The organism is Mesorhizobium sp. M7A.F.Ca.US.006.04.2.1 (assembly GCF_004022915.1).
GTDB classification, from domain to species: Bacteria; Pseudomonadota; Alphaproteobacteria; order Rhizobiales; family Rhizobiaceae; genus Mesorhizobium; species Mesorhizobium ciceri.
The window spans coordinates 1-4200 of the sequence record NZ_RZQA01000576.1 but is presented as its reverse complement, the minus strand read 5'-3'; the positions used below and the strand labels follow the sequence as shown (position 1 = coordinate 4200).

Genomic DNA, 4200 nt, shown 5'->3' with positions numbered 1-4200 from the left:
TGACCACAAAACCGGCGCCCGCCGCACCTCCTCCCGCGGCGGGCGCCGTTTTGGTGGTCAACCCTTGGGAGGAGGTAAGGGGTGACCGTATTCGTCAAGGTCGGGGAGGAGGTCGACCCTGGCGAAATTCTGTCTAGATCGCCTGGCGGGCGATGATCTTGATTTCGTCGCGGACGATACCGAGATCATGCAGCTGGCGGTTCGAAAGGCGACCCAGCTCGGTAACCGTCTCGCGATAAACGCGCCAGTTACGATAGTTGCGGATCAGGTTCATTGTCGTTCTCTTTTTCAAAACTGGTTCGGACCATTCGCGGTCCGAAGAATTAGACCGCCTTGCGAGCGACGTAAGGAATGTCGCTGCGGCTGATGCCGAGGTCGGTCAGTTCACGGTTGCTCAGGCGGCTCAGCTCGGACACGGTGTCCCTGTAGCGGCGCCAGTTGCGGTAGTTGCGGATCAGGTTCATGGTAGTTCTCGTTTCGTCTTTCTTGCGGATCATTCCGTTTGTGTACGAACTATAAATAGGCGGACCCATATCGATTTAAAAGCGCTATGGCTGCATGGCAGCAATGCAAATTGTGCAATGCAGCATTAACGCGCGTTCACGGACCTGACACAAAGAAACCCGAATCGGAAAATGCCTTAGCGCCAACGGCTTGACCGGATCGGCTGCAAAAAAGACCAAACTGGGGGGAGAAGCAGCATGGCGAGCTATTCGTCGCGGGTCAGGGCGGATATCGCGCGCTGGCAGCAGGCCGGCATGATCGACGCCGCGACGGCCGATTCGCTGGCGCGCGATGTCGAGGCCAACGAGCGCAAGTCGCTGAGCTTCGGCTCGATCCTGGCTATGATGGCCGCCTTGCTGTTCGGCGCCGCCATCCTGATTTTCGTCGCCGCCAATTGGGACGCGATCCCGAGGCTGGCGCGCGTGGCGGCGCTGTTTGCCGTCATCCTTGGCGGCTATGTCGGCGGCGCGGTGCTGAAGGCCCGCGACCATGCGGCAATCGGGGAAGCGCTGTGGATCGTGGCGGCCGCGGCTTTCGGCGGCTCGATCGCGCTGATCGGCCAGATGTATCATCTCTCGGGCGACGAGGCCTCGGCTCTGGTGACCTGGGGAGCCGGCACGGCGCTGGCGGCGGTTGCGCTGCGATCGAACCCGCTGACGGTGGCTTCGGTCGGCATCGCCGATGCCTGGCTGTTCCTCAAAGGCTTCGACTATTACAGCCGCAGCGATTTTCCGCACGGCTTCGTCGTCATGGCGATCGTGCTGTTTGCCGTCTCGTTCTGGACCCGCAGCCAGGCGGCGCGCCACCTGATTATCCTGTCGGTGCTGTTCTATCTTATGCTGCTGGTCACCAACCACGACACGCTGCAGGTGGCGATCCCGCTGGTCGTCGCCTCGGCGCTGCTGTTCGCGGCCTCGGTCTTCGCGCCTGGCCCGGTCGACCGGGTCGTGCAACTCGGCGGCCGCTTGCCCTTGCACGCGCTGCTCGGCTTCCTCACCGGCCTCGCAATGATCCAGTTCGAACTCGCCGACGAGAGCACCTACAACAGCGGTTTTGCCCTCGCTTCGGCGATCGCGCTGGCCGGTGTTGTCGCCGCGATCGTGCTGGCAGGACGGGAGAGCCGTGGGCTACGCTGGCTTGCCTATCTCGGCTTCGCCTTCGAACTCGCCATCATCTATGTCGTGACCCTGCAATCGATGCTCGATACGGCCGGTTTCTTCCTGGCCGCCGCGGTGCTGCTCGGCATCCTCGCGATCGTCATCATCCGCGTGGAAAAACGCATGAAGGGCCCAGACGCCAAGGGAGCCACGGCATGATCACCGGGAAAAGGCTTGTCATCTCGGCGCTGGTGGTGGCGCTCGTCCAGATAGGCTTCCTGAGCTGGATCATCGCCGGCCGGGCGGCGATCCTGCGCAACGGCAAGGAAGTGCTGCTGAAGATCGAACCCGTCGATCCGCGCGACCTCCTGCGCGGCGACTATATTATCCTGGGCTACGAGATTTCACGCATACCGGTGAAAATGATCGCCAACATTCCGCCCGACAAATTTTCAAGCGACGATACGTCGATTGTGGTGCGCCTGAAGAAGGGCGCCGACGGCTATTGGCAGCCGACGGCCGCCTGGTTCGGCAAGGCGCCAACGATGGCAACCGCCGACGAGGCCGATATTCTAGGCCACATCGCCGAAGGCTGGGACCTTCGCGGCGAAGAGGCGACCATCGCGCCGGACTATGGCATCGAGCGCTTCTATCTGCCGGAAGGCGAGGGGATGGCGATCCAGAACGACATGCGGGTGCGGCCATTCGGCATCCGTCTTGCGCTTGCCGGCGACGGCACCGCACAGATCAAGGCGCTGGTCGACGGCGACAAGACGCTGTTCGAGGAACCACTCTACTAGGTCCCTTATTTCCGATGGTGTGAAGCATGCCAGTTAGCCTGTCGACGCGTGACGACATCAACCTCGACACTGTCTTCCGCGTCGCCTGGAAGAAGGACACGGTGGAGATCAGCGAGAAGGCCTTGCAGCGCATCGCCGAATGCCGCGCCTCGTTTCTGAAGCTGATCGAATCCGATCCGCCACCGGTCATCTATGGCGTCACAACCGCCATGGGGGAATTGGCAAGCCGAAAGCTCGAACCTGACGAGCGTGATCGCCATGCGCGCATCAAGGCGTTTGCCGCCGCCACCTCGTTCGGCGATCCCTTGCCGGATCGCGTGGTCAGGGCGATCGTGCTTGCCCGTCTGACAAACTTCATCGAGGGCAACGCCGCCACCACGCCGCGCATCGCGCTAGCCGTGGCCGCGATGCTCGACGGTGAGCCGATGCCTGTCGTGCCGGCCTCCGGCCAGGGCGGCGCCGGTGAGATCCTGGCGCTCTATCCCTTGTTTGCAGAACTTTCGACGCGCTTCGACCTCGAGGTCAAGGAACGCGGCTCGCTCATCAACGGCTCGCCCTGCGCCGCCGCTTTGGTGGCCGACGCAGCGCTCGCGGGGCGCCGCCGCATCCGCATGGCGCAAAAAGTGTTCGCGCTGTCGATCGAAGCGTTTCGCGCGCCGCTCGAGCACTATGACGCGGCGCTCGACACGCTCTGGGGCGATGAGCATGAGACGGCTGCCCTGCAGGGATTGCGGGAGTTTCTGGTTGGCGCCGGCGATGGGCGACGCAACTATCAGGCGCCGGTCAGCTACCGCATCGTGCCGCGCGTCCTCGGCCAGGCGCATCGTGCGCTGGCGACGGCCGAGCGGGCGGCCAATGTGTCGCTGGCCTCGGTATCGGACAATCCCGTCTACATCCCGCCCGACGATGCACATCGGCTCGGCCGCTGCATCTCGACCGGCGGCTATCACAATGCGATGGCAACGCCGGCGCTGGACGATCTGGCGGCGATATGGGCCGACATCTGCCTGCTCTGCGACCGCCACGCCTCGAAGCTTCTGAACGGCAAGGTGTCGCTGCTGCCGGATCTGCTGATGACCGGACGTCACTCAGCCGACAGCGATGGCCATGGCAATGTCGGCTATGTGCCGATGGCGATCACCGGTTATCTTGAGCAGGCCAAGCTGGCCGCACAGCGCACCTTCATTCCGGGCACGGAATCGGCTGGCGCGGGGCAGGACGACGTCGCCACGACGGCGTTCTTCGCATGGACCAAGGAAGCAACCGCCGGCCGCTGCGTCGATGCCGCCATGGCGATGCTGGCAATGATCGCCTCGCAGGCGCTGCACGTCACCGAACGGACGCCGCCGCCGACACTGCGTTCCTTCGTCGATCAAATCAGAGCTATCGTGCCGCCTGTCGGCGCCGATCGCGTGCTGGGGCCGGAGCTTGCCAGGTTGGCGGAATGGTTCACTGAGAAAGTGTTCGAGGCGTAGAGATGCCGACAAGCTGTAGCCGGTGAAATTGGTGCGCCTGAACGAACCTGCCGAGCTTCAGGTGGCCTGCCACCCGAAGCTCGAAGAGCGAAGGGTGGTGCGGACGACGGGAATCGAACCCGTACGATCAGAGATCGAGGGATTTTAAGTCCCTTGCGTCTACCAATTCCGCCACGTCCGCAGGCCAGCCCTTTTCAGACGCCAGACACAGGCCGTCAAGTCGTGTTGTTGAGCGTTCGCCGAACGTGCAAACAGACCGGGCGGCTTGATGATACTGGCGCGATCACGGAATTATCGGCGCGGCGGGTAGTGGTAGGATGCCTG

5 protein-coding genes and 1 tRNA gene are annotated in these 4200 nt (G+C 63.2%); 3 read left to right on the top strand and 3 right to left on the bottom strand.

Features of this window, described 5'->3' with window-relative positions:
- Positions 1-133: 133 nt before the first annotated feature.
- Together EN925_RS25600 and EN925_RS25595 are read right to left on the bottom strand one after the other, a co-directional pair.
- Complete coding sequence (locus tag EN925_RS25600) at positions 134-274, bottom strand: DUF1127 domain-containing protein (protein WP_013531314.1); 141 nt, start codon at positions 272-274, stop codon at positions 134-136.
- A gap of 49 nt (positions 275-323) precedes the next feature.
- Positions 324-464: a DUF1127 domain-containing protein gene (locus tag EN925_RS25595; RefSeq protein ID WP_013531315.1), complete on the bottom strand. Its 141-nt coding sequence runs from the start codon at positions 462-464 to the stop codon at positions 324-326.
- A 237-nt stretch (positions 465-701) separates the two neighbouring features.
- Between EN925_RS25595 and EN925_RS25590 the strand changes: the two genes are divergently transcribed.
- From EN925_RS25590 to EN925_RS25580, 3 genes are read left to right on the top strand one after another with little or no spacing between them, the layout of a single operon-like run.
- Positions 702-1820 (top strand): DUF2157 domain-containing protein, encoded by a 1119-nt coding sequence (locus tag EN925_RS25590; protein ID WP_127385714.1) that lies wholly within the window; start codon positions 702-704, stop codon positions 1818-1820.
- Positions 1817-2401: a GDYXXLXY domain-containing protein gene (locus EN925_RS25585; RefSeq protein ID WP_027160417.1), complete on the top strand. Its 585-nt coding sequence runs from the start codon at positions 1817-1819 to the stop codon at positions 2399-2401. The genes EN925_RS25590 and EN925_RS25585 overlap by 4 nt, the downstream gene beginning before the upstream one ends.
- Positions 2402-2427: 26 nt before the next feature.
- Positions 2428-3876 carry an aromatic amino acid lyase gene (locus tag EN925_RS25580; RefSeq protein WP_127369839.1) on the top strand — a complete coding sequence of 483 codons (1449 nt, stop codon included), beginning with the start codon at positions 2428-2430 and terminating at the stop codon, positions 3874-3876.
- Positions 3877-3971: 95 nt separating this feature from the next.
- On the opposite strand, the gene EN925_RS25575 is transcribed toward EN925_RS25580, so the two are convergent.
- A tRNA-Leu gene (locus EN925_RS25575) sits at positions 3972-4057 on the bottom strand.
- Positions 4058-4200: the final 143 nt, after the last annotated feature.

What these genes read in the sequence shown, in the direction of transcription:
- EN925_RS25590 (WP_127385714.1), top strand. Translation starts at nt 702, where the DNA reads ATGGCGAGCTATTCGTCGCGGGTCAGGGCGGATATCGCGCGCTGGCAG.
- EN925_RS25580 (WP_127369839.1), top strand. Translation starts at nt 2,428, where the DNA reads ATGCCAGTTAGCCTGTCGACGCGTGACGACATCAACCTCGACACTGTC.
- EN925_RS25600 (WP_013531314.1), bottom strand. Translation starts at nt 274, where the DNA reads ATGAACCTGATCCGCAACTATCGTAACTGGCGCGTTTATCGCGAGACG.
- EN925_RS25595 (WP_013531315.1), bottom strand. Translation starts at nt 464, where the DNA reads ATGAACCTGATCCGCAACTACCGCAACTGGCGCCGCTACAGGGACACC.
- EN925_RS25585 (WP_027160417.1), top strand. Translation starts at nt 1,817, where the DNA reads ATGATCACCGGGAAAAGGCTTGTCATCTCGGCGCTGGTGGTGGCGCTC.